The 22,086-nt window shown below is 71.6% G+C and carries 18 protein-coding genes; 10 read left to right on the top strand and 8 right to left on the bottom strand.

Annotated features, from left to right (window positions below; translation table 11 throughout):
* Positions 1-184: 184 nt before the first annotated feature.
* A complete protein-coding gene (locus ABZO31_RS28100) occupies positions 185-1,384 on the top strand; it encodes an MBL fold metallo-hydrolase (protein ID WP_406864094.1) in 1,200 nt (399 codons plus the stop codon).
* Positions 1,385-1,747: 363 nt separating this feature from the next.
* Entirely contained in the window at positions 1,748-2,428 is a 681-nt protein-coding gene (locus tag ABZO31_RS28105; RefSeq protein WP_406864095.1) for a response regulator, read from the top strand.
* Between the two features lie 17 nt (positions 2,429-2,445).
* Here the strand turns inward: ABZO31_RS28105 and narI are convergent, their stop codons facing one another.
* From narI to ABZO31_RS28125, 4 genes are read right to left on the bottom strand one after another with little or no spacing between them, the layout of a single operon-like run.
* A complete protein-coding gene (gene narI, locus ABZO31_RS28110) occupies positions 2,446-3,168 on the bottom strand; it encodes a respiratory nitrate reductase subunit gamma (protein WP_406864096.1) in 723 nt (240 codons plus the stop codon).
* Positions 3,165-3,959: a nitrate reductase molybdenum cofactor assembly chaperone gene (gene narJ / locus ABZO31_RS28115; protein WP_406864097.1), complete on the bottom strand. Its 795-nt coding sequence runs from the start codon at positions 3,957-3,959 to the stop codon at positions 3,165-3,167. Before narJ ends, narI begins: the two co-directional genes overlap by 4 nt.
* Complete coding sequence (gene narH / locus ABZO31_RS28120) at positions 3,956-5,509, bottom strand: nitrate reductase subunit beta (RefSeq protein ID WP_406864098.1); 1,554 nt, start codon at positions 5,507-5,509, stop codon at positions 3,956-3,958. Before narH ends, narJ begins: the two co-directional genes overlap by 4 nt.
* A gap of 1 nt (position 5,510) precedes the next feature.
* Entirely contained in the window at positions 5,511-9,209 is a 3,699-nt protein-coding gene (locus tag ABZO31_RS28125) for a nitrate reductase subunit alpha (protein WP_406864099.1), read from the bottom strand.
* A 240-nt stretch (positions 9,210-9,449) separates the two neighbouring features.
* Between ABZO31_RS28125 and ABZO31_RS28130 the strand changes: the two genes are divergently transcribed.
* Positions 9,450-9,713 carry a hypothetical protein gene (locus ABZO31_RS28130; protein ID WP_406864100.1) on the top strand — a complete coding sequence of 88 codons (264 nt, stop codon included), beginning with the start codon at positions 9,450-9,452 and terminating at the stop codon, positions 9,711-9,713.
* Between the two features lie 77 nt (positions 9,714-9,790).
* Here the strand turns inward: ABZO31_RS28130 and ABZO31_RS28135 are convergent, their stop codons facing one another.
* On the bottom strand, positions 9,791-10,273 hold the full coding sequence (locus ABZO31_RS28135) for a pyridoxamine 5'-phosphate oxidase family protein (RefSeq protein ID WP_406864101.1): 483 nt from the start codon (positions 10,271-10,273) through the stop codon (positions 9,791-9,793).
* Positions 10,274-10,486: 213 nt separating this feature from the next.
* Between ABZO31_RS28135 and ABZO31_RS28140 the strand changes: the two genes are divergently transcribed.
* Complete coding sequence (locus tag ABZO31_RS28140; RefSeq protein ID WP_406864102.1) at positions 10,487-11,701, top strand: nitrate/nitrite transporter; 1,215 nt, start codon at positions 10,487-10,489, stop codon at positions 11,699-11,701.
* Here ABZO31_RS28140 and ABZO31_RS28145 read toward each other — a convergent pair whose 3' ends face one another.
* Together ABZO31_RS28145 and ABZO31_RS28150 are read right to left on the bottom strand one after the other, a co-directional pair.
* Positions 11,702-13,444 (bottom strand): GAF domain-containing protein, encoded by a 1,743-nt coding sequence (locus ABZO31_RS28145; protein ID WP_406864103.1) that lies wholly within the window; start codon positions 13,442-13,444, stop codon positions 11,702-11,704.
* A gap of 140 nt (positions 13,445-13,584) precedes the next feature.
* The gene (locus ABZO31_RS28150) at positions 13,585-14,463 is read right to left on the bottom strand and encodes a hypothetical protein (protein ID WP_406864104.1); all 879 of its coding nucleotides are present in this window, start codon (positions 14,461-14,463) and stop codon (positions 13,585-13,587) included.
* Between the two features lie 425 nt (positions 14,464-14,888).
* Between ABZO31_RS28150 and ABZO31_RS28155 the strand changes: the two genes are divergently transcribed.
* From ABZO31_RS28155 to ABZO31_RS28165, 3 genes are read left to right on the top strand one after another with little or no spacing between them, the layout of a single operon-like run.
* Positions 14,889-15,407 (top strand): flavin reductase family protein, encoded by a 519-nt coding sequence (locus ABZO31_RS28155; protein WP_406864105.1) that lies wholly within the window; start codon positions 14,889-14,891, stop codon positions 15,405-15,407.
* Positions 15,407-16,792: a cation:proton antiporter gene (locus ABZO31_RS28160; RefSeq protein ID WP_406864106.1), complete on the top strand. Its 1,386-nt coding sequence runs from the start codon at positions 15,407-15,409 to the stop codon at positions 16,790-16,792. Before ABZO31_RS28155 ends, ABZO31_RS28160 begins: the two co-directional genes overlap by 1 nt.
* 37 nt (positions 16,793-16,829) lie before the next feature.
* Positions 16,830-18,446 (top strand): NAD(P)/FAD-dependent oxidoreductase, encoded by a 1,617-nt coding sequence (locus ABZO31_RS28165; protein ID WP_406864107.1) that lies wholly within the window; start codon positions 16,830-16,832, stop codon positions 18,444-18,446.
* Between the two features lie 55 nt (positions 18,447-18,501).
* Here ABZO31_RS28165 and ABZO31_RS28170 read toward each other — a convergent pair whose 3' ends face one another.
* Complete coding sequence (locus tag ABZO31_RS28170; RefSeq protein ID WP_406864108.1) at positions 18,502-19,080, bottom strand: TetR family transcriptional regulator; 579 nt, start codon at positions 19,078-19,080, stop codon at positions 18,502-18,504.
* 347 nt (positions 19,081-19,427) lie between these two features.
* Here ABZO31_RS28170 and ABZO31_RS28175 point away from each other — a divergent pair, with 347 nt between their 5' ends.
* From ABZO31_RS28175 to ABZO31_RS28185, 3 genes are all read left to right on the top strand, one after another.
* On the top strand, positions 19,428-20,129 hold the full coding sequence (locus ABZO31_RS28175; RefSeq protein WP_406864109.1) for a response regulator transcription factor: 702 nt from the start codon (positions 19,428-19,430) through the stop codon (positions 20,127-20,129).
* A 216-nt stretch (positions 20,130-20,345) separates the two neighbouring features.
* Entirely contained in the window at positions 20,346-20,834 is a 489-nt protein-coding gene (locus tag ABZO31_RS28180; protein WP_406864110.1) for a PhzA/PhzB family protein, read from the top strand.
* Positions 20,835-20,867: 33 nt separating this feature from the next.
* On the top strand, positions 20,868-22,043 hold the full coding sequence (locus ABZO31_RS28185; protein WP_406864111.1) for a 3-deoxy-7-phosphoheptulonate synthase: 1,176 nt from the start codon (positions 20,868-20,870) through the stop codon (positions 22,041-22,043).
* Positions 22,044-22,086 lie beyond the last annotated feature (43 nt).

The following is a 22,086-nucleotide window of genomic DNA, read 5'->3' on the forward strand; positions in this document are numbered from 1 at the left end:
GCTCCATGGGACTTACTGAACCTGAAGTCAGTATTGGAGTGGTCCGCGCCACATGTCAAAGCCCCGAGGAATTCCTGGCGCCCGCCCGGCCTTGTTCCCTGAGCAGGGGCCCCGCGACGCTCGCCGCCCCGCCACTCCTCGTACGCCCCGGCCATAATGGAATCCCGACCCTCCAGGAGGTGCCGTGACCGGCGCTGACTCCGCTCCCTCCCTGCGCGACCGGCTGCGCGCGCTGCGGCCCGAGGCCTTCGGCGCCGACCCCGCGGGAGCACGGATGGAACGGATCCGCCGCTCGCCGAATTTCGCGGACGGCGTGTTCCAGAACCCCGTGTCCGCGCGCCACCGGCCCACCGGCTCCTCCGTGGAGTTCGCCAAGGTCTACTTCCGCAAGGAGTCGCGGGTCCGCCGCGCCCCCACGGGCGACATCCCGGTGCACCCCACGACGCTCGCCGACCTGTCCCGGCCCCCGGCCTCCGGGCTCCGGATCACCTGGATGGGCCATTCCAGCGTCCTCGCCGAGATCGACGGCCACCGGATCCTCTTCGACCCGGTCTGGGGCGACCGCTGCTCCCCGTTCGACTTCGTCGGCCCCAAGCGGCTGCACCCGGTCCCGGTGCCGCTCGCGACGCTGGGCCCGGTCGACGCGGTGGTGATCTCGCACGACCACTACGACCACCTCGACCTGCCGACGATCAAGGCCCTGGCCGGCACGGACACGCTGTTCGTGGTCCCGCTGGGCGTCGGCGCCCACCTGGAGCGCTGGGGCGTCCCCGCGAGCCGGCTGCGCGAGCTGGACTGGCACGAGTCGACCGCGGTCCGTGACCTCACGCTCACCGCCACCCCGGCCCGCCACTTCTGCGGCCGCGGCCTGCGCAACCAGCAGCACACCCTGTGGGCCTCCTGGGCCGTCACCGGCCCGGAGCACCGCATCTACCACAGCGGCGACACCGGCTACTTCCCCGGCTTCCAGGACATCGGCGCCGCGTACGGCCCCTTCGACGTCACGATGATCCAGATCGGCGCGTACTCCGACTTCTGGCCGGACATCCACATGACCCCCGCCGAGGGCGTCCGCGCACACCTGGACCTCCAGGGCGGCCGCCCGCACGGCGTCCTGCTCCCCATCCACTGGGCCACCTTCAACCTGGCCCCCCACGCCTGGGCGGAACCGGGGGAGTGGACGAAGGACGCGGCCGAGGAGGCGGACCAGCCGGTGGCCCTCCCCCGCCCCGGCGAACCCTTCGAACCGGCGGGCAAGCTCCCCGTGGACCCGTGGTGGCAGCCGATCACCCACCCCCTCGCCCGCCCCTGGCGCCACCCCCACCCTGCCGAGGCCGTTGCGGATCCGCGCAGCGACGATCTCGACCTCGCGGGCGAGCGCTGACGCGCCGAGGGTTGCGCCGGTCGGGGCGGCGAGGCGTACGTGTCAGTCGAGCGGCCAGGGCTGTGGCCCGCGGCTCGAGTGGTCGCCGGACACCCTGACCGTCGACCACGTGCGGGTCACCGACGATCAGTTGGAGCAGCCGCCCGTCGGCGGCGTTCCTATCGGCGCGGCCGCCCAGAAGTGGACGGTCGGCTGAGCCCAAGCGACCCGGCGTGACCTGCTGGGGCCGGTCGACCCGCCATCGGCCGGGCTCCGCAGCCGGTCTGCTGCCGAGCCCCGAGGACGGCTAGGCTGGGGCCGGATCGAATCCGTCGGGCGCAAAGGCCGGCAACAATCCAGGCGGCGCAGAACGAGGAGTATCCGATGGCGGACGGCGAGCAGCCCGGTCCCGGCGACCCGATCCGGGTCTTCCTGCTGGACGACCACGAGGTGGTACGGCGCGGCGTGCGCGACCTGCTGGACGACGAACCGGACATCACCGTCGTCGGCGAGGCCGCCACCGCAGAGCAGGCCCTGGTACGCGTGCCCGCACTGCGCCCGCAGGTGGCGGTGCTCGACGTACGGCTGCCCGACGGCGACGGCGTCACCGTGTGCCGGGAGCTGTGCGCCCGGATGCCCGAGCTGGCCTGCCTGATGCTGACCTCGTTCGACGACGAGGAGGCCCTCCTCGACGCGATCATGGCGGGGGCGGCCGGTTATGTGCTGAAGCAGATCCAGGGCTCCGACCTGATCGCGGCCGTCCGTACGGTCGCCGGCGGCCAGTCCCTGCTCGACCCCAGCGCCACCGCCAGGGTGATGGCGCGCCTGCGCCAGAGCCAGGAGCCGGAGCCCGAGCGCGCGCCCGACGCGCTGTCCGGGCTGACCGAACGCGAGCGGGAGATCCTCGCGCTGATCGGGGAGGGGCTGACCAACCGGCAGATCGGCCAGAAGCTCTACCTCGCCGAGAAGACGGTGAAGAACCACATCTCCCGGCTGCTGGCCAAGCTCGGCGTCGAGCGACGCGTCCAGGCGGCGGTCATCGCCAGCCAGGTCCAGGAGCGGTAGGCCCACGGCCCGTCGTCCTACCGACGGCCGGCGGTCGTCGGCCGAGCGACCGGGGCGCTGCGCCGCCGGTAGACCAGGTACGGCCGGACCAGGTAGCCGATCGGCGCGCTCCACACGTGCACCAGCCGGGTGAACGGCCAGGCCGCGAAGAGCAGGCAGGCGGTCAGGGCGTGGAGGCGGAAGAGCAGCGGGGCGCCCGCGATGGCCTCGGGCTGCGGCTGAAGGGTGAACAGCCCGCGGAACCACACGGAGACGGTCGCCCGGTAGTCGTAGCCGCCGCCGAAGACGTTGTGCGCTGCGGTCGCCGTGATGCCGAGCACCACGGTGGCGCTGAGCAGCGGGAAGAGGACCTTGTCGGAGCGGTCGGTGCCGAGCCGGATCCGCCGGGTCAGCAGCCGGCGGGCGCACAGCATGCCGAGCCCGGCGACCATGGCGACGCCCGCCGCCGAGCCCGCCCAGACGGCCACCGTGTGATAGGTGTGCTCGCCGATGCCGGCTGCCTCCGTCCAGGACGCGGGGACCGCGAGGCCCGCCACGTGCCCGGCGATCACCATGAAGGCGCCGAGGTGGAACAGCGGGCTGCCCCAGCGCAGCCAGCGGTGCTCCAGGAGCTGGCTGGTGTGGGTGGTCCAGCCGAACTGGTCCTGCCGGTAGCGCCAGACGTGACCGACCACGAACACGGCCAGGCAGATGTAGGGGAAGGCGACCCACAGGACGAGGTCGGTGCCGGAGACGTTCATCGGGGACCCTCCACGAGGGTGGGAGCGGCGGGGACGGGCGGGGTGAAGGTGCCGGGCGGGGCGAACTCGCCGCCCGCGTAAGGGTCGAGGCCGACGTCCTCGTTCGGCGGGCCCTGGGCGGCCAGCTCGGCGACCGCCGCGCGGTCCGCGTCGGTGGGCGGCGGCAGCAGGGTGAGCAGCGCGGTCAGGATGTGCCGGTACGGGGAGTCCGCGTCGGTCAGCGCCCGCTCGATCAGCTGGAGCCCCCGCCGGTGCTGGCGCAGCGGCGCCTCGCCCGCGCCCGGCCCGCACAGCGCCGCGAACTCCAGCACCACCGGAAGGTGGTCGGGCAGCTCGCCGCCGTCGATGTCCCAGCCCGTGGCCCGGTAGCGCTGGGCGAGGGCGAGCAGGGCCATGCCGCGGCGGCGGGTGTCGCCGTGCAGGTAGTAGGTCAGGTAGAGGCTGCTCCTGCGGCGCAGGTCGAACGTCTCGACGTAGTGCCGCTCCAGGGCCTCCGGCTCCTGCCCGGCGAACCAGGTGGTGTACGCGGCCAGGCTCTCGGCGGCCGGCGAGGGCGGAAGCGCCTCGACGGTCGCGGTCAACACCGGGTGGGAGGCGGCGAGTTCGGCGTCCGGGTACTGCAGCAGCAGCGAGCAGAGCCGCAGCAGCAGCGCGCGGGCCTCGGCCTCCTCGCGGGTGAGCCGGGCCGGTCGGCGTACGAGCATGGGGGTCCCCCCGTTCGAGCGAAGCCGGGAATGGGCGAGGATGCGGGTGCGGACGACGGCCGGAACGGTGGCGGGCAGAGGGCTCATGGACGGCCTCCGGAGGGCTTGCGGCGCAGGGTGGGGATGCCGAGCATGACGCGGCCGCCGGTGTTCGCCGGTTCGCCGGAGGACTCGACCGGGCAGCGGTTCTCCAGCGCCGTCAGCGCGGCGGCGTCCTCCTTGTGCGCCGCGGGGACGACGTACCGGTCCTGGTACTTGGCGACGGCGAGCAGCCGGTGCAGGTCCTCGGCCTCACGATCGGTGAGGCCCACGGCCCTCAGCGCGGCCTCGTCGCCCGGCTCGCCGAGGGTGCGTTCGCGCATGAACGAGCGCAGCGCGGTGAGCTTCATCAGCACCCCGGCCACCACATCCGTGTCTCCGGCGGCGAACAGTTCCGCGAGGTACTCCAGCGGGATGCGCAGCCGGGTGACGGCGGCGAAGACGTGGTCGGGATCGTCCTGGTCGCCGCCCGCCGCGTCGACCGCGTCGAGGACGGGGGAGAGCGGGGGCACGTACCAGACCATGGGCAGGGTGCGGTACTCCGGATGCAGCGGCAGGGCCACCTTGTACCGGGAGACCAGGTCGTACACCGGGGAGCGGCGGGCGGCCGCCAGCCAGTCCTCCGGGATGCCCGACCCCCGTGCCGCCGCGACCACTTCGGGGTCGTGCGGGTCGAGGAACACGCCGCGCTGGGCGTCGAGCAGGTCCGTCTCGTCCGGGGTGGCCGCGGCCTCGCCGACGCGGTCGGCGTCGTACAGCAGCAGGCCCAGGTAGCGCAGCCGTCCCACGCAGGTCTCCGAGCAGACGGTGGGCTGGCCGGCCTCGATGCGCGGGAAGCAGAAGGTGCACTTCTCGGCCTTGCCGGTGGCGTGGTTGACGTACACCTTCTTGTACGGGCACGCCGTCACGCACATCCGCCAGCCGCGGCACTTGTCCTGGTCGACCAGGACGATGCCGTCCTCGACCCGCTTGTACATCGCACCCGACGGACAGGCCGACACGCAGGCCGGGTTGAGGCAGTGCTCGCACAGCCGGGGCAGATGGAAGAGGAAGGTCTGCTCGAACTCGAACCTCACCTTCTCGGCCCACGCGCCACTGAGGTTGGGGTCGGCGCCGGCGTTCTCGGCGGCGCCGCCGAGGCCGTCCTCCCAGTTGGCGCCCCAGGTGATCTCGGTGGGCTTGCCGGTGAGGACGGAGCGGGGGCGGGCGACCGGGATGTCCGGGCCGGCGGGCGCGCCGACCAGGTTGTCGTAGTCGTAGGTGACCGGCTCGTAGTAGTCCTCGATGCTCGGCAGATCGGGGTTGGAGAAGAGCGACAGCAGCCGCTTCACCCGGCCCCCGGAGCGCAGGACCAGGCGGCCCTTCTTGTCGAGCATCCAGCCGCCCTTCCAGCGGTCCTGGTCCTCGTAGCGGCGGGGGTAGCCGACGCCGGGCTTGGTCTCGACGTTGTTGAACCAGGCGTACTCGACTCCGGTGCGGTTGGTCCACGTCTGCTTGCAGGTGACCGAGCAGGTGTGGCAGCCGATGCACTTGTCGAGGTTCATCACCATCGCGACCTGTGCCATCACGCGTCCGACAGTGGCTTCGCCACGGGGCATTTCAGTACTCCACTCGCTGGCTGCGGCGGCGGATGACGGTGACCTCGTCGCGCTGGTTGCCGGTCGGGCCGTAGTAGTTGAAGGCGTAGGTGAACTGGGCGTAGCCACCCGCGAGATGGGTGGGCTTGAGCAACAGCCTCGTCAGGGAGTTGTGGATGCCGCCGCGCTTGCCGCTGACCTCGGTCTTCGGCACGTTCACGTTGCGGTCCTGCGCGTGGTACATGTACACCGTGCCCTCGGGCATCCGGTGGGTGACCACCGCGCGGGCCGCGACGACACCGTTGCGGTTGTACGCCTCGATCCACTCGTTGTCCTTCACGCCGATCTTCTCGGCGTCGGTGGTGGACATCCAGATCGTGGGGCCGCCGCGGGACAGGTCGAGCATGTACTTGTTGTCCTGGTAGTTGGAGTGGATGGACCACTTGGAGTGCGGGGTCAGATAGCGCACCGTCACCTCCGCCCGGCCGTCCTCGCGCAGGCGCTCGTCGCCGTAGTGCCGGGGTGTGTTCAACGGGGGCCGGTAGACCGGAAGTTGCTCGCCGAGCTCGGTCGTCCAGTCGTGCTGGACGAAGAAGTGCTGGCGGCCGGTGAGGGTGTGCCAGGGCTTCTTGTGCTCGGTGTTGATGACGAAGGGGGAGTAGCGGCGGCCTCCGGTCTCGCTGCCCGACCACTCGTACGAGGTCATCACCGAGCGCGGCTGGGTGCGCGTGTCGGCGAAGGTGATCCGCTCGGCCTCCCGTTCGGCGGCCAGCTCCACCAGGCCCTCGGAGCCCGTCTGCCGCTCCAGCTCCCGGAAGCCCTCGGTGGCCAGGCGGCCGTTGGTGGTGCCGGACAGGGCGAGGATCGCCTCGCACATGTCGCCGGCGGTGGCCAGGGAGGGCCGGCCGGCGGCGACTCCGTCGCGCACGGCCCCGTTGCGGCGGCGCAGGTCCTCGATCTCCTGGTCCGGGTGGACGGTGACGCCCTTCGTGGTCGTGCCCAGGGTGTCGAGGAGGGGCCCGACGGCGCGCATCTTCTGGGCGATCGCCGTGTAGTCCCGCTCGACGACGGCCAGCTTCGGCATGGTCCGGCCGGGGACGGGTTCGCAGGCGCCGGTCCTCCAGTCCCGGACGACGCCGCCCGGCTGGGCGAGTTCGTCGGGGGTGTCGTGCAGCAGCGGCACGGCGATGACGTCGGTACGGGTGCCGAGGTGCTCGGCGGCCAGCTCGCTGAACCGGTCGGCGATCGTGAGGAACGTGTCGTAGTCGGTGCGGGCCTGCCAGGGCGGGGCGATGGCCGGGGTGAAGGCGTGCACGAAGGGGTGCATGTCCGTGCTGGACAGGTCGTCCTTCTCGTACCAGGTCGCGGCCGGCAGGACGACGTCGGCCAGCAGGCCGGTCGAGGTCATCCGGAAGTCCATGCAGACCATCAGGTCGAGCTTGCCCTCGGGCGCCTCCTCCCGCCACACCACGTCCGTCGGGCGCCCCTGCGCCGGAGTCTCCTCCGAGCGGACCGCCGCGTCCGTGCCCAGCAGGTGACGCAGGAAGTACTCGTTGCCCTTGCCGGAGGAGCCGAGCAGGTTCGCCCGCCAGACGGTCAGCACGCGCGGGAAGTTCGCCGGGTCGTCGGGGTCCTCGACGGCGAACTTCAGCCTCCCGGACTTCAGTTCGTCGACGATGTGCTCCGAGACCTCCTTGCCGTGGGCCTTCGCCTCGTCGGTGAGGTCGAGCGGGTTGCGGTCGAAGCCGGGGTGACCGGGCGTCCAGCCGAGCCGTACGGCCTGCGCCAGACAGTCGGCGAAGCCCTTGCCCGCGAAGTGCCCCTTGCCGAGCGGGGAGGCCAGCTCCTCGGGGCCGAACGCCTCGTAACGCCACTGGTCGGAGTTCAGGTACCAGTAGGAGGTGCCCGCCATGTGCCGGGTGGGGCGCTGCCAGTCGAAGGCGAACGACAGGTGCTGCTGGCCGGTGACCGGGCGGACTTTCTCCTGGCCGACGTAGTGCGCCCAGCCGCCGCCGTTGACGCCCTGGCAGCCGGTCATCGTCAGCAGTGCCAGGAACGCCCGGTAGATCGTGTCGGAGTGGAACCAGTGGTTGGTGCCCGCACCGAGAGCGATCATGGAACGGCCGTTCGTGCGCTCGGCATTGCGGGCGAACTCGCGGGCGATGCGGGCGGCCTGCTCCGCCGGGACCGAGGTGATCGTCTCCTGCCAGGCCGGGGTGCACGGCTGTGCGGCGTCGTCGTACGACGACGGCCAGCTGCCCGGCAGCCCGGGGCGGTGGACGCCGTACTGGGCGAGCATCAGGTCGAAGACGGTGGTGACGAGCCGGCCGCCGATCCGGCGCACCGGCACGCCCCGCACCAGGACCGAGCCGCCCTCCGTGTCGCCCTCGTCGAAGCGGGGCAGCGCGACCTCGGCCGTCTCCTCGGCCCGGTCGAGCAGGCTCAGTTCGGGCACGACGTCGCCCAGGTTCAGGTTCCAGCGGCCCCGCTCCTCCTTCGCCCAGCGGAAGCCCAGCGAGCCGTTCGGCACGACCGGTTCGCCGGTGGCCGAGTCGACGAGGACGGTCTTGGAATCGGCGTGCTCCCCGTCCCGGCCCAGGTCGGCCGCCGTGAGGAACCCGTCCGGGACCAGGCCGCGCTCGTGCTCGCGCAGGGCGATCAGGAAGGGGGCGTCGGTGAACGTGCGCAGGTAGTCCTGGAAGTACGGCACCTGACGGTCGACGAGGAACTCGCGCAGGATCACATGGCCCATCGCCATCGCCAGCGCCCCGTCAGTCCCCGGGTGCGGGGCGAGCCACTCGTCGGCGTGCTTGACGTTGTCGGCGTAGTCGGGGCTGACCGCGACGATCTTGGTGCCGTTGTAGCGGGTCTCGGTGAGGAAGTGCGCGTCCGGCGTGCGGGTCACGGGGATGTTCGAGCCCCACATGATCAGATAGCCCGCGTTCCACCAGTCCGCGGCCTCCGGCACGTCGGTCTGGTCGCCGAAGACCTGCGGCGAGGCCACGGGCAGATCGGCGTACCAGTCGTAGAACGACAGCAGCGTGCCGCCGATCATCGAGTGGTACCGGGCGCCGGCCGCGAACGAGGCCATCGACATCGCCGGGATCGGGGAGAAGCCCGCCACCCGGTCCGGGCCGTACGCCTTGACGGTGTGCACCTGGGCGGCGGCGACCAGCTCGCTGACCTCGTCCCAGTCGGCCCGCACCAGACCGCCCTTGCCACGGGCCCGCTTGTACGCCCGGGCCTTCTCCGGATCGCCGGTGATCTCGGCCCAGGCCGCCACCGGGTCGCCGAGCCGCCTGCGCGCCTCGCGCCACAGCTTCAGCAGCGCGCCCCGGACGTACGGGTACCGCACCCGGCTCGGCGAGTAGGTGTACCAGGAGAAGGACGCCCCGCGCGGACAGCCGCGCGGCTCGTACTCGGGGCAGTCCGCGCCGATCGACGGATAGTCGGTGGCCTGGTGCTCCCAGGTGATGATGCCGTCCTTGACGTACACCATCCACGAGCAGGAACCGGTGCAGTTGACGCCGTGCGTGGAGCGCACCACCTTGTCGTGCGCCCAGCGGTCCCGGTAGAAGCCCTCCCACTGCGCGTCGCCCGTGCCGAACACGGCGCGGCCGTCGGCCGACACCTCACGGCGGCTGAGCAGCCTGCGGGCGGCCAGCGGCCAGTCGTCCCCGGCGCGCGGCGCCCGGCGCCGTCCTGTCTGATCGTTCTCCATGGCCAGGAAACTAGGCGGCGCGGAGACCCCTGTATCTGGGGCCTCCGGTCCCTGCCGGACGACCTTCCGGCCCAACCGGCCGCCGCGGGAGGGACCGATGGTCCCGGGGCCGGGGACCGGTCGGCCGAGGACCCGGCCGCCCCCGGCGGTGGATGCTGACGTCGACCGATCCGGAGGCGTCCCGTGCGCGACCACGGCATCCCGGTCACCGCCCTCGGCCCGCCCGACGCGACGTGACGCGTGCCGATGCGGGACTTCGGCGCCGTACCCGCGCTCCGACGCCCGGCGCTGCCGTTCGAACGCCATGTCCCGCTGGGCCTGTTGTGGACCTCCCGCGACCGGAGGAAGGACTGGCTGCGGGCCGGCGAGGCCCTGCGGTACGTGCTGCTCACGGCGACGGTCCACGGGGTGCGCACGTCGCTGCTGCACCAGGCCGTGGAGTGGCCGGACCTGCGCGGGCGGCGGCGCCGCCACGGCACGAGCGGTGCCACCCGCACGTGCTGATCCGGTTCGGCTACGGCTCGGACGGCACCGGCACGCCGCGCGACACCGGACGCTGACTCAGCCCGGCGGCACGCGCCTCAGCGCGCGCCGCCGGCCTCGTCGAGTACGCGGTCGGTCCCGGTGAGCGCGTCTTCGGTCCCGGTGAGGCGGGCGGCCCCCTTGAGCGCGCGGCCGGTCACCATCTCGGACTCGATCCGTACGAAGACGGCCTCCCGCAGCGGCATCCAGGACGTGGGGCCGGTCCGGGACAGCCGTGCGTGCTCGGCCGGGTCGGTCACCACGGCGGCCCGCCCGGTGACGACCACGCTCCAGCCGGACCGGGTCTCCATCTCGAACCGGTCCGCCTCGAAGGCGACCACGACGTCGTCGACAGCCCGTACGAGATCCGACTGCGACGAGGTGCACAGCAGGACGGACGCGTCCGTGTCCAGGCAGAAATTGACCGGGAGGACAGCGGGCAGTGCCTGCCGGGTGTAGACCACACGGCCGACCGGCACCGTGGCGAGCAGGCGCAGGCATTCGTGCCGCTCGAGCGCGCGAAAGGCGTCGTTCTGGAACATCCCCCCATCGTCGCCGCGGCCCACCCGCCCGGGTAGGGCCGACCGGCCCCAACCCCCTTACCGAGGTGCGGGGACATACGGGTCCCGCGTCGGGACCGTCCGTCCGCCGCCAGGGACTCACGGCCCATCCTCCGCGGAGCCCCGGCCGCGGAGAGTGGTGCCGAGGCGGATCACGCGGTGGTGCCGCCACGTACAGGGAATGGGGAGGACCACATGTCCCAGCCGGTGAAGGCGAGAAGCGGCGACGTGACTCCGGGCGCAGCGGTGCCCGGCAGGGCGTGGCTGATGCTGGCCCTGGCCACGGTCGGGTTCGCCGTGAACTTCTGGGCGTGGGCGCTGCTCAGCCCCCTCGGCCCGCGGTTCAAGGACGGTCTCGACCTGTCGTCGTTCGAGCAGTCGCTGCTGGTGGCGGTGCCCGTCGTGGTCGGCTCGCTGGGCCGTATCCCGGTCGGCGCGCTGACCGACCGGTTCGGCGGACGGGTCATGTTCCCGACGGTCTCCGCGGCCACCGTCGTGCCGGTGCTCTACCTCGGCCTCGTCGGGCACTCGTCGCTCCCCGCCCTGCTGGTCGGCGGGTTCTTCCTCGGCATCGGCGGCACCGCGTTCGCCGTCGGCGTGCCGCTCGTCAGTGCCTGGTTCCCGCCGGAGCGGCGCGGGACGGCCATCGGCGTCTTCGGGGCCGGCATGGGCGGCACCGCGATCAGCGCCCTGACCACGGTGAAGCTGGTCGACGCGCACAGCACGGCCACTCCGTTCCTGATCACCGCCGTGGTCCTCGCCGGGTACGCGGTGCTCGCCGCGCTGCTGCTGCGCGACGCGCCCGGACGGCCCGTACCGACCGAGCCCCTGTCCCGCCGCCTTGCCGCGACCGCCCGGCTGCCGATCACCTGGCAGGCGTCCGCGCTGTACGCGGTCGCGTTCGGCGGCTACGTCGCCTTCTCGGTCTACCTGCCCACGTACCTGAAGACCGGCTACGGCCTCGACCAGGCCGACGCCGCGAACCGCATGGCCGGGTTCGTGCTGCTCGCGGTGGCCATGCGCCCGGTCGGCGGCTGGCTGTCCGATCGCGTCGGACCGAAGCGGGTCCTGGCCGGCTCGCTGGCCGTCGTCGTGGCCGGGGCGCTCGCCCAGTCCTTCACGCCGGCCCTGGCGCCGGCCGGCACCGTCGCCTTCCTGTCCATGGCGGCGGCCCTCGGCGCGGGCAGCGGAGCGACCTTCGCGCTGGTGGCCCTGGTGACCCCGGCCGACAAGGTCGGCTCGGTCACCGGCGTGGTCGGCGCCGCGGGCGGCCTGGGCGGCTTCCTGCCGCCGCTGGTGATGGGCACGCTGTACGGCGCGTACGGGAGCTACGCGGCCGGCCTGGCCCTGCTCGCCCTGGTGGCCGCCGCGGCGCTGGCGTACACGGTCAGGGGCGTGCGCACCGCGTAACTACCCCGTGGCCTCCGTGGGGATCGGCACCGTCCATTCCAGGACGGTGCCGCTCGGCTCGTTGGGCGTGAGCACGAGGCTGCCGCCCAGTTCCTCGGCCCGCCGGCTGAGGTTGTCAAGGCCGCTGCGGCGGGTGACGGCCGGGTCGATGCCGCGTCCGTTGTCGGACACGCGCAGCCGCAGGAGGGCGCCGTCCGTCTCGGCCGTGACCTCGACAGCGGTGGCCTGTGCGTGCCGCGCGGCGTTCGACAGCGCCTCGCGCACTACCGCGAGCAGGTGTTCGGCGTGCGACGCGGGGACGTTGGTGTCGAGGAGGCCGGTCATGCGCAGGGCGGGGCTGAAGACGAGGGACTCGGCGGCCTGGTCGGTCTCGGACAGCAGCCTCGCCCGCAGCCCGGACCGTCCGTCCGCCGCCCGGTCGCCCTCGCGCAGCGCGTAGATCGTGGTCCGTACCGTCTTGATGGTGTCGTCGAGGTCGTCGACGACCCGGCGGACGCGTTCGGCGGCCTCCGGCCGGTCGGCGATCCGGCCGAGCACCGAGTTCAGCGTCAGCCCGGAGGCGAAGAGCCGCTGGATCGCCAGATCGTGCAGGTCGCGGGCGATGCGGTCGCGGTCGGTCAGGACCAGGAGATGCTCGGACTCGCGCCGGTGCTCGGCGATCTCCAGCGCCAGCGCGGCCTGGTCGGCGAAGCCGCCGATCATGGTCATCGTGGCCTCGGAGAGCTCCCGGCCGCCGGGCACGTTGGCGACCTGCAGGACGCCGCGTACGTGTGTGCGGCCGCCCAGCGGGAGCAGGAACCCGGACCCGAGGTCCACACGGGCCGCGGAGCCGCCCCCTTCCTGGGGCTCCTCGGACAGCGCGCTGCTGCTGATCCGCTCGTTGGAGTGGTAGACCTTCGCGGCCAGCGTGGTGGACGGCAGCGCAAGGCCGCGCACCCGCTCGGCGCCCTCCCCGTCGGCCGCCTCGATCACCAGCTCGTCGCCGCCCTCCAGCGGCACGGCCACCGTCACGAGATCGGCCTCGGCCAGGGCCCGTACGGTGGCGGCGATCTGATGCAGGACCTGATCCGGGTCGGTGCCGGACAGCAGGCTCCGGGTCAGCTCGCTGCTCGCCGCCAGCCACTGCTCGCGGCTGCGGGAGTCCTCGTACAGGCGCGCGTTGTCGATGGCCACGCCGGCCGCGGCCGCCAGCGTGCGCAGCACCGCCTCGTCCTCGTCGTCGAACTGCGCCCCGCCGTGCTTGTCGGTCAGGTACAGATTGCCGAAGACGCGATCGCGCACGCGCAGCGGAGCGCCGAGGAAGGTGGTCATCGGCGGATGCCCCGCGGGGAAGCCGACCGATTCGCGGTGCGCGCCGATGTCGGCGAGCCGCAGCGGTTCCGGCTCCCTGATCAGCAGGCCCAGGATGCCCTGACCGTCGGGGTAGTGACCGATCTTCGCGATGGTCTCCTCGTCGATGCCGACGGTGATGAACTGCTTGATCCTGCCTCCCTCGCCGACCACCCCGAGCGCCCCGTACCGGGCGTCCACCAGGGCCACCGCCGACTCGGTGATGCGCCGCAGCACCACGTCGAGGTCCAGGTCGGAGCCGATGGCCAGCACCGCGTCCAGCAGCGTGTGCACGCGATCCCGCGTCGCCCGCACCTGTGCCACCTGCGCCTGCAGGCCCTCCAGCAGCTCGTCCAGCCGCAACTGGGGCGCCGCCGGCCCGCCCCTGCGCTCCTCGGCCGGCTCGTACGCCATCCCCGCTCCCTCCAGAAGAGTCCCGCAATCCTATTCCGGCGAGACGGTGCGGACCGCAGGGCGGGGTGGGACCGGCGCCGACGCGAACGAGGGTCCGCTCCCCACGCGCGCCCCTCCGAGACCGAACCGGGTCGCGCGGGTCAGCCGGCCGTGGTCCCGTAATCGTCGTAGTAGCCCAGGAAGGCGCCGATGGCCAGGCCCAGGACGAGGAGGTCGACGGCGAGGCCAAAGAGGAAAATGCCCGCGCAGACGACGGTCCAGACGGACCTGCGCAGCAACGACTGGCAGGCGACCGCGGTGCCGGGATTCTGCGGGTGGTAGGCGACCTGGATGACCTCGGCGCGCTTCTGGGCGTACACGGCACGGCTCTTGCCGTCCAGGTCCGTGTACACGTAGTTCCCCGTCTTGCCGAACGGGTCGGTCATGTTCTCGTGCCGTACCGCCTCGACGGTGATGCCCTTCCGGGGCAGGTACCACTCGTCGCGGGCGATCTTCAGTCCCATGATGCCGAGCGTGGTGGCGGTCGCGCCCAGGGGGAGGGTGACCAGGATCGGGAGCGCGATGATCGCCGGCGCCGCGATCCAGACGGCCACGGTGAGCACGACGGTCAGGAGGGCGACGGCCCCGACCCAGCGCCTGAGCACGCGCGTCCCCCTCTCCTGCTGGGACTCGACGCCCTGCCGGGACTCGCTCACGGCACGGACGGTGACGAGAGCCGAACCGTCGGCGGTCTCCCCGGCCTCGTCGGCGCGCTCGGGCAGGGTCGCGTTGACCGCGTCGGCGAAGAAGGTGGCCGCCGCCTCGCTCACGCCGTCGACCCGGTGAACGGCCGGAGTCGTCCCGGCCGGGGCGGTGAGCTCCACGGCGACCGCGCGCCCCTCGGCGCGGATCCGCCGGACGGCCTGGAGCGGGATCCGCGTCTCGACGTCCGCCCGGTTCAGTACCAGGTCGTCGCCTTCGGATTGGAGGACGGCTCCGCCGGAACCACGCAGGACGGGTATCGGTGAGGTGAGGGACATGGGCGTGATCGTAGGCGCTGGACGTCTCGCGGACGACCTCGCGGGCCGTACGGAGGCGAGAGCGGGGGCTGGGCCCGGGGGCGAGGGCATTTGACGTGGGGTTGAACGAGTGCTGCCAAGATCTGACCAGGTCCTGAAAGGCCGTGGGTTGAACCGGCAGGCGGGAGCGAAGAAGCTTTAGCCAGGGTTCGGCGCGCTGTCACTGGCCCCCGGCGCAGGGCATGTTGATTCCGCCCCCCGCCGGCCGAGCAGTCCGAGGCAGGCCCCGCGCGCGGCTGGGCCCGGTGCCGCTCATGTCACGAGAAGACCAGTGAGACACGTCGCGCCGCGGTGCGCGGCGGGCATGGTCGAGCCCGCGTACACCCACTCCCGCCGAGGAAGGCGCGAGCGTGCCTTCCCCGACCCAAGAGGTGCATGTGACTCCGATGCCGTCTGACAGTCAGAAACCGAACCAGGCCGGGCCGGTCGAGGCGAAGCTGCTCCGCCGTGTGTGCGGCCATTTCGTGACCGGCGTGACGGTGATCACCAGCGGACGCGACGAGGAGGCGTCCGGGACGACGGTCAACTCCTTCACGTCGGTCTCCCTCGACCCGCCGCTCGTGCTGTTCTGCCTGCACAGCGAATCGCGGTTGCGCAGGGTCGTGGAGGAATCGCGCGCGTACGCCGTGAACTTTCTGGCCGCCGAACAGGAGCCGCTGGCCCGGGCGTTCGCCGGCCGGGCGACGGCCTCGATGCGGAACGCGGCGCACCGCCCCTCCGCGACGGGGGTCCCGGTGCTCGACGACGCCCTGGCCTATCTCTCCTGCCGCCTGGTCGACACCTCCGAGGTCGGTGACCACACCGTCTTCATCGGCGAGGTGGTCGACCTGGGGGTGCCGGAACGCGGTCAGCAGCCGCTCGTCTTCTTCCGCGGCGAGATGAGCTCCCTCCCGGCGGCGGTGTGATGGACTCCCTGACATCGGCCGCCGCCGCGGTTGCCCCGATCCCGACCCACGCGTTGATGATCCTGCTGCTGCAGGTCGGCGTGCTGCTGGCGGCGGCGATGCTGCTGGGTCAGCTGGCCCGGCGCCTGGGCATGCCGTCCATCGTGGGTGAGCTCGCGGCAGGTGTGATCCTGGGCCCGTCGCTGCTGGCCCAGGTGGCCCCCGGCCCGGCGCACTGGCTGTTCCCGCAGGACGCGGTTCAGATGCATCTGCTGGACGCGCTGGGCCAGTTCGGCGTCATCCTGCTGGTCGGGTTCACCGGCATGCACCTGGACCTCAAGCTGGTACGCCGCCAGGGGTCCCGCGCCGCGGTCGTGAGCGCCGCGGGGCTGATCCTGCCCCTGGGGCTCGGCGTCTGGCTGGGCTTCATGCTCCCCGGGGAACTGCGCGCCGAGGGCGCCGACGCCACGGTCTTCGCGCTCTTCGTCGGGGTGGCGATGTGTGTCAGCGCGATCCCGGTGATCGCCAGGACGCTGCTGGACATGAAGCTGATCCACCGGAACGTGGGCCAGATGATCCTGGTCGCGGGCACCATCGACGACGCCGTCGGATGGGTGCTGGTCTCACTGATCGCGGCCATGGCCACCACCGGCCTGCACACCGGCGACGTGACGCTCGCGCTCGGTCACATGGCGGTGCTCCTGATCTGCACGCTGACGGTCGGCCGGTACCTCGTGCGTACGGCCATGCGCGCGGCCACCCGCTCCGGCGTCGCCGGCCTGCCCGTGATGACCGCGGTCGTCCTGATGGTCCTGTCGGCGGCAGGCTCCCACGCGCTGGGCCTGGAGGCGGTGTTCGGGTCGTTCCTGTGCGGCATCCTCATCGGCTCGTCCAAGGACATCGACACGACGGCGCTGTCACCGCTGAACACCACGGTGATGGCGGTGCTCGCGCCGCTGTTCTTCGCCACCGCGGGACTGCGGATGGATCTCAGCGCCCTCGCCGACCCGCGCATCGCCCTGTGGGGCCTCGCAGTGTTCGGCATCGCGGTCTTCGGCAAGTTCCTGGGCGCCTTCGTCGGCGGTCTGTTCAGCCGGATGAACCGCTGGGAGTCCCTGGCCCTGGGCGCCGGCATGAACGCCCGGGGCGTGATCGAGGTGATCATCGCGATGATCGGCGTCCGGCTCGGACTGCTGACCGTCGAGATGTACTCCATCGTCGTCCTCGTCGCGGTGCTCACCTCCCTGATGGCGCCGCCCCTGCTGCGCATCGCCATGAACCGCGTCGAGCACACCGCGGAGGAGGAGATGCGCGAACTCCGGGTCATGTTGCCGCAGGACACCGCCGCCACCACCACCACCGCCTCCACCACCAGCGGCGGCAAGGACCGCGTCGCCCACCCCTAGGGCATCCCTGCCCCGTACCTCTTTCGAAAGGTGAACTGTGAACACGACCGACATCCAACCGCGGGACGACAAGCGCTACGACGTCGCCATCCTCGGCGCGGGCATGGCCGGCGGGACGCTGGCAGCGGTGCTCGCCCGCAACGGCGTGAAGGTGCTGGTGCTGGACGCGGGCGTCCACCCGCGTTTCGCGGTGGGCGAGTCGACCATCCCGTACACCTCGACCATGACCAAGGTCATCGCCGAGCGCTACCGGGTCCCGGAGATCCTGCCGCTCGCCACCTTCCGCGGCATCCAGGACAAGATCTCCCCGATGAGCGGCCGCAAGCAGAACTTCGGGTTCGTCTACCACCAGGAGGGCAGGCCGCAGGACCCGGAGCAGATCAACCAGTTGGTGATCCCCGAGTGGCAGCGCACCGAGAGCCACCTGTTCCGTCAGGACACCGACGCCTACCTGTTCAACCTCGCCGTCGGCTACGGCGCGGAGGGCCGGCTGGGCACCCGGATCCAGGACATCGACACCGGCCCGGACGGGGTCGTGCTGAGGTCGGACCGGGGGGAGGAGTTCCACGCCGAGTACCTGGTGGACGGCAGTGGCTTCCGCTCGCCGGTGGCGGACAAGTTCGGTCTGCGCGAGGAGCCGACCCGGGCGCGGCACCACTCGCGGACGCTGTTCACGCACATGGTCGGCGTCACGCCGTTCGACGACGCGGCGGCGGCCGCGGCGCACAAGCAGCCCAGCCCCTGGCACAACGGCACGCTGCACCACGTCTTCGACGGCGGCTGGCTCTGGGTGATCCCGTTCGACAACCACGACGGCGCGCTCAGCACGCTGTGCAGTGTGGGACTGACCCTGGACGAGCGGGTCTTCCCCAAGCCCGACGTCTCGCCGCAGGAGGAGTTCGACGCCTTCCTGCAGCGGTTCCCGCAGATCGCGGAACAGTTCACCGGCGCCAGGGCGGTGCGCCCCTGGGTCGGTACCGGGCGGCTGCAGTACTCGGCGACGCGTACGGTCGGCGAGCGCTACTGCCTGACCGCCCACGCGGCGGGGTTCATCGACGCGCTCTACTCGCGCGGCCTGACCAACACCTTCGAGGTCGTCAACTCGCTGGCGTGGCGGCTGATCGAGGCGTCGAGGGACGGCGACTGGTCCACCGAGCGGTTCGCCTACATCGACAGCCTCCAGCAGGGCCTGTTCGACGTCCATGACGACGTCGTCTACAGCTCCTTCGTCGGCTTCCGCGACTACGACCTGTGGAACGCCGTCACGCGGGTGTGGAAGGCGACCAGCATCATGCCGACGATGACCCTGGAGCGGGCCTACCGCGCCTTCCTGGAGACCCGGGACGACCAGGTGCTGCGCGACCTGGAGAAGACGGACACCCCGGGGTTGCCGGCCCCCGTCGGCCAGGACATCAGCCGGCTGCTGACCTTCACCCGGGAGCTCTGCCGGCAGGTCGAGGCCGGCACGGTGGCGCCCGGGGACGCCGCCGGGCAGATCCTCGCCCGGGTCCGGGAGACGGAGGCCCTGCCGGCGCCGTTCGAGCTGGGCAACCCGGACAACCGCTGCTTCGACGCCACCCCGGAACTCATGCGGCGTGCCGCGGAATGGGGCAGGAACGAGGCGCCCGAGCACATCAAGGGCCTGTTCGCCTGACGGTTCGCACAGGGCCTGGCCGCCGAAGCCGGCGGACAGGCCCGGCCCCGCCCTCTCAGCGGTCGGCCGGTTCCGACTCCGGCGACTGGGGGACCAGGCGCAGCAGCAGCTCCCAGACGCCGTCCACCGTCTCCTCCGTCCACCAGTGGGCGTCCTTGCGGCCCAGCACCTCCAGACCCACCGTGACCGCGGCGAGGAGGTGGGGCAGGGCGGCGAGGTCCCCGGGGAAGGTGAAGTGGCGGTCGAGGTAGCGCAGCCAGGCCTGGCGCAGAGGCAGCGGACCCTCGCCGTCGGCGGCGCGGTCCTCGGACTCCAGGCGCAGTCCCGCACGCAGCGTCGTGTCCTCGCGGAGCTCGGCGAAGAGCTGGGTCAGGAACCGGGCCAGCGTGGCGAGGTCGGGGTCCGGGCCGCACAGATGGCGTTCGGCCAGCCGCCGCACCCGCTGATGGGTCTCCTCGTGCACCGCGGAGGCCAGGCCCTCCTTGCAGGAGAAGTGGAAGTACAGCGCGCCCTTGCTCACGCCTGCGGCATTGCTGACCTCGACGAGTCCTGTGTCCCTGAGCCCCTTGAGGTCGATCAGCCCGGCTGCCGCGCTGATGAGGGCCTTGCGGGTCTGTTCGGCGCGTATCTGCATGTGGCGGCACCTGTCTCTTCGCGTCTGACAGATCTGTCGGCCAGTCGTCACCAGACGACCACTGTGCGTAAGTCTAGCGGGAGCACACCCCAAACAAACCAGCAATGCGGTCTGTTTATCCGAGGGCGTGAGGGGGTGGAGACGCTGTGCCGATACGGGATCAATCGGTGATTATGGGTCAATGATCGCCCTGGGCGGGTGGTCGGCCACGGAAAGCTTCCACCTGGAGAGGTCCCCTGTGGCGGCAAGTGAGCCCGAGAAACAGCCAGGTAGGTTTGTTATACTACCTGAGCGCATGACGGGGAAGACGCCTGAGCGTGTCGCGTGGGCTGTTTGAGGGGGAGACTGTGATCCGCTCGGACCTGACGGGTTCTCACCGGCCGCCCGCCGCCTGGCGGGTGCTCGTGGTGGAGAGCGACACGGAGGACGCGGAGAACCTGGAGCGGGGTCTGCGTCGGCACTGTCACGACGTCGAGCGGGCCGCCTCGGGGGCGGCCGCGCTGAGCGCCTTCGAAGGCGTCGACATCGTGCTCCTCGACCTCGAACTGCCGGACATAGACGGCCTCGAGGTCTGCCGGCGGATGCGTGCCGCCGGTTCCGGCCCGGTCATCGCCGTGACGGCCAGGGGAACGGAGTTGGACCGGGTCCTCGGTCTCCGGGCCGGCGCGGACGACTATCTCGTCAAGCCGTACGGGTTCCGGGAGCTGCTGGCCAGGATGGACGCGGTCATGCGCCGCGTCCGGGCGCACTCCCCGGCCGCCGCGCCGTTCATCTCCCACGGCGCGCTGAGCATCGACACGGCCGCACGCCGGGTCAGCGTCGACGGCAGGTGGATCGACGTGACGCGCAAGGAGTTCGACCTGCTCCACCTCCTCGCGTCCCACCCGGACACGGTCGTCCCGCGCAAGCGGATCATGCAGCAGGTCTGGGGGGACGCCTGGTCGCGGCGGACCATCGACACCCATGTGAGCAGCCTGCGCACCAAACTCGGAGCCAGTGACTGGATCATCACGGTGCGCGGAGTGGGATTCCAGCTCGGACGCCCCTGAGTGCTCGATCCCTCCGGTAATTGACACCGATCTGACATAGGTCACGTTCTCTCGCGAAATCTTCGCTCACCCTGACAATGCCTGACCTTGTTCTGAGTCTTCCTTTCTTGTCCGAACCCTTCCGACGGGCAAGACTTGTGGCCATGCCGCGGTGTGATCACGCGCCGGGCTCGATTCCCCTTCCTCTCCTTCATCCCAACCCTCCTGGAGGCAGGCATGCCCGAATCTGCGGAATACCAGGGTTTCACCGACGAGGTGGAACTGCGCCGGATCAACCGGGCCACGGTGGAGCGGTACATGGCCACCAAGGGCCAGGACCGGCTTCAGCGGCACACCCTGTTCACCGAGGACGGCAGCGGCGGCCTGTGGACCACGGACACCGGCGCCCCGATCGTCATCAACGGCCGTGACCGGCTCGCGGAGCATGCGGTGTGGTCGCTGAAGTGCTTCCCGGACTGGGAGTGGTACAACATCCAGGTCTTCGAGACCCAGGACCCGAACCGCTTCTGGGTGGAGTGCGACGGCCGCGGAAAGATCCGCTTCGCCGGTTACCCCGAGGGCTACTACCAGAACCACTTCCTGCATTCGTTCGCGTTGGAGAACGGGAAGATCAAGCAGAACCGCGAGTTCATGAATCCCTTCGAGCAGCTTCGCGCGCTCAGCATTCCCGTTCCCGAGATCAAGCGCGAAGGCATACCCACCTGACCCGGCTGTTCTGCCATCCCCTTGGAGACTCCTGTGGACGAAGTCTTGCGTGATATCCGCAACTGTCACGCCGTGCAGCAGCCCGAATGGACCGATGTGCCGCAGGTGGACCGTGTGGGAGACGCGCTGGCGTCCCGGCCCCCGCTCGTCCAGGCAGCCGATCTGCGCGTGCTGCGTGACGCCCTGGCCCGAGTGGCGGCCGGTGAGGCCATGGTGATGCAGGCCGGCGACTGCGCGGAGGACCCGGCCGAGTGCACGCCAGACGACGTCGCGCGCAAGGCGGGGCTCCTCGATGTGCTCGCCGGCACGCTGCGGATGAAGACCCACAAGCCCGTCATCCGGGTGGGGCGCATCGCGGGCCAGTTCGCCAAGCCCCGCTCCCGCCCCACGGAGACAGTGAACGGCGTCGAGATCCCCGTGTACCGCGGTCACATGGTGAACGGTCTCGAGCCCGATCCGGAGGCCAGGCGCCCCGACCCGCTGCGCATCCTGACCGGGTACATGGCCGCCGCCGACATCGTCGAGCACCTCGGCTGGCGCCACCGGCCGGCCGGCCGGCACGCCCTCGAACCGCCGGTGTGGACCAGCCACGAGGCACTGCTCCTGGCGTACGAGATCCCCATGCTGCGCACCGACGAGCGGGGCAAGCTGTTCCTCGGCTCCACCCACTGGCCCTGGATCGGCGAGCGCACCCGCCAACTGGACGGCGCCCACGTGGCCCTGCTCGCTCAGGTGGACAACCCGGTGGCCTGCAAGGTGGGCCCCTCGATGGAGCCCGCGGACGTCCTGGCCCTGTGCGAGCGGCTCGACCCCGGCCGGGAGCCCGGGCGGCTCACCCTCATCGCCCGGATGGGCGCCGACCGCGTCGCGGAACGGCTGCCCTCCCTGGTGGAGGCCGTGCGCGCGGCGGGCCACCCGGTCATCTGGCTGACCGACCCGATGCACGGCAACACCGTCGCGGCGCCGGACGGGACCAAGACCCGGCACGTGGAGACCGTCTCGCGCGAAGTCGCGGCCTTCCAGCAGGCGGTCGCCGCCGGCGGCGGCGTGTGCGGCGGGCTGCACCTGGAGACCACCCCCCACGACGTCACCGAGTGCGTCTCCTGCGAGGCCGATCTCGACCACGTCGGCGACAAGTACACGACGTTCTGCGACCCGAGGCTCAACCCGCGCCAAGCCGTTTCCGTGGTCTCCGCCTGGACCGCGTGATTCCGGACGGGCCCGAGCCCTGACGCAGGCACAGGAAGGCGAT

Source organism: Streptomyces solicamelliae (genome assembly GCF_045348655.1).
Lineage (GTDB): Bacteria > Actinomycetota > Actinomycetes > Streptomycetales > Streptomycetaceae > Streptomyces > Streptomyces solicamelliae.

Bases quoted from the DNA above. Each gene is read 5' to 3' on its own strand.
- ABZO31_RS28105 (WP_406864095.1), top strand. From the start codon at position 1,748: ATGGCGGACGGCGAGCAGCCCGGTCCCGGCGACCCGATCCGGGTCTTC.
- narI (WP_406864096.1), bottom strand. From the start codon at position 3,168: ATGAACGTCTCCGGCACCGACCTCGTCCTGTGGGTCGCCTTCCCCTAC.
- narJ (WP_406864097.1), bottom strand. From the start codon at position 3,959: ATGAGCCCTCTGCCCGCCACCGTTCCGGCCGTCGTCCGCACCCGCATC.
- narH (WP_406864098.1), bottom strand. From the start codon at position 5,509: ATGCCCCGTGGCGAAGCCACTGTCGGACGCGTGATGGCACAGGTCGCG.
- ABZO31_RS28125 (WP_406864099.1), bottom strand. From the start codon at position 9,209: ATGGAGAACGATCAGACAGGACGGCGCCGGGCGCCGCGCGCCGGGGAC.
- ABZO31_RS28135 (WP_406864101.1), bottom strand. From the start codon at position 10,273: ATGTTCCAGAACGACGCCTTTCGCGCGCTCGAGCGGCACGAATGCCTG.
- ABZO31_RS28140 (WP_406864102.1), top strand. From the start codon at position 10,487: ATGTCCCAGCCGGTGAAGGCGAGAAGCGGCGACGTGACTCCGGGCGCA.
- ABZO31_RS28145 (WP_406864103.1), bottom strand. From the start codon at position 13,444: ATGGCGTACGAGCCGGCCGAGGAGCGCAGGGGCGGGCCGGCGGCGCCC.
- ABZO31_RS28150 (WP_406864104.1), bottom strand. From the start codon at position 14,463: ATGTCCCTCACCTCACCGATACCCGTCCTGCGTGGTTCCGGCGGAGCC.
- ABZO31_RS28155 (WP_406864105.1), top strand. From the start codon at position 14,889: ATGCCGTCTGACAGTCAGAAACCGAACCAGGCCGGGCCGGTCGAGGCG.
- ABZO31_RS28160 (WP_406864106.1), top strand. From the start codon at position 15,407: ATGGACTCCCTGACATCGGCCGCCGCCGCGGTTGCCCCGATCCCGACC.
- ABZO31_RS28170 (WP_406864108.1), bottom strand. From the start codon at position 19,080: ATGCAGATACGCGCCGAACAGACCCGCAAGGCCCTCATCAGCGCGGCA.
- ABZO31_RS28180 (WP_406864110.1), top strand. From the start codon at position 20,346: ATGCCCGAATCTGCGGAATACCAGGGTTTCACCGACGAGGTGGAACTG.